The organism is Nocardia araoensis NBRC 100135 (assembly GCF_000308435.1).
Taxonomy (GTDB): Bacteria; Actinomycetota; Actinomycetes; order Mycobacteriales; family Mycobacteriaceae; genus Nocardia; species Nocardia araoensis.
The window spans coordinates 1-1,150 of the sequence record NZ_BAFR01000173.1 but is presented as its reverse complement, the minus strand read 5'-3'; the positions used below and the strand labels follow the sequence as shown (position 1 = coordinate 1,150).

Genomic DNA, 1,150 nt, shown 5'->3' with positions numbered 1-1,150 from the left:
CTGAGTGAACGGCGGGTGAAAAACCCGTAGCTACGGACGAAATGGACCCCTCGCATCGCGGCGGGTCCATTTCGTCATGAATTCGATTGCCCCGCAAGGGCTGCGCGATCCTAGTCGGATCCGTTACTTCGCGAGACGAATTGCCCGAATTTCCGGAAAAGTCTGGTTGATACCGAATAGCATTGTTTCGTCCGAGATCGCTCGATGACGCGATGGGTCGGCGGAACGTCTGGTGGACAACACATTCCACCGCACGCCGTCGGCTTTTGGAGGGACACGTCCCGCCTCGACACCCTGGGGCGGGCGGATGCAACCTGATGAGGAAAAACATGAGCAAGTACCGCATCAACGGTCTGTCTCGAGGCGTCCGCGTCGCGGGCGCCGCCGCTGTGGCGGCCGTAGCCACCGGTCTGTTGTCGACCGGCGCGGCCAATGCCGATGTCTTCGTGCCGTTGCCGGACGGTCACAAGGCAGGGCCCGGCGTGAACATCGCTCGCACCGGTGAGCGCGCCCTGATCTCCCCATCCCTTGCCGCGAACGGTGCCGGCCGTGTCGTGTGGGTTTCGGGGAACGCCATCGCCGATGTAGCCGTCACTCCCGAAGGAACGATCGGGCCGAACAATGGTCCGACCGGGAACCCGGGAACGAACAATTCGTCCACGCATGGTTCGTCGCAGCTGAGCACCGGTTATATCGTCGGCTGCCAGGTCAGCATCGCCGATGACGCGATCTCCGCGGGTGTGTCGGGCAGCGTCAATCTCAGCGGCGCGAGCGCGGGCGGGTCGATCGGCGTCAACCTCGGCCCCGGCGAGGTCAAGTTCGTTCAGATCGATTACAAGGACATTCTGAAGCCGGGTGTGTACTCCGTCGAGTATCAGGATGCCGAGATCCAGATCCAGGGCTGCGCGGGTTACGCGCAGGCGCGTTCGTACACGGTCGTCGAGATCATCGGCGACCACTACTCGAAGACCAGCCTCTACGGCATGCCGTTCAGCATCGGCTGACGCCGGTCGGATCAGTCAAATCTCTTTTCGCTGAAGCGAACTCGATTCTTTAGGGGAATTACCGTCATGTTCGATCGTAAAATGCTTGCGCGCGCGGCCGGGCTGTGCGCGTCCGCGGCCATCGCGGTAGGTCTGCTCTCGACGGG

Annotated in this window: 1 protein-coding gene; it reads left to right on the top strand. The window is 62.3% G+C overall.

The genetic code is table 11. The annotated features are described in order from the left end of the window. Positions 1-329: 329 nt before the first annotated feature. Complete coding sequence (locus tag ON21_RS24130) at positions 330-1,004, top strand: MspA family porin (RefSeq protein WP_039801118.1); 675 nt, start codon at positions 330-332, stop codon at positions 1,002-1,004. The last annotated feature ends 146 nt before the right edge of the window (positions 1,005-1,150 follow it).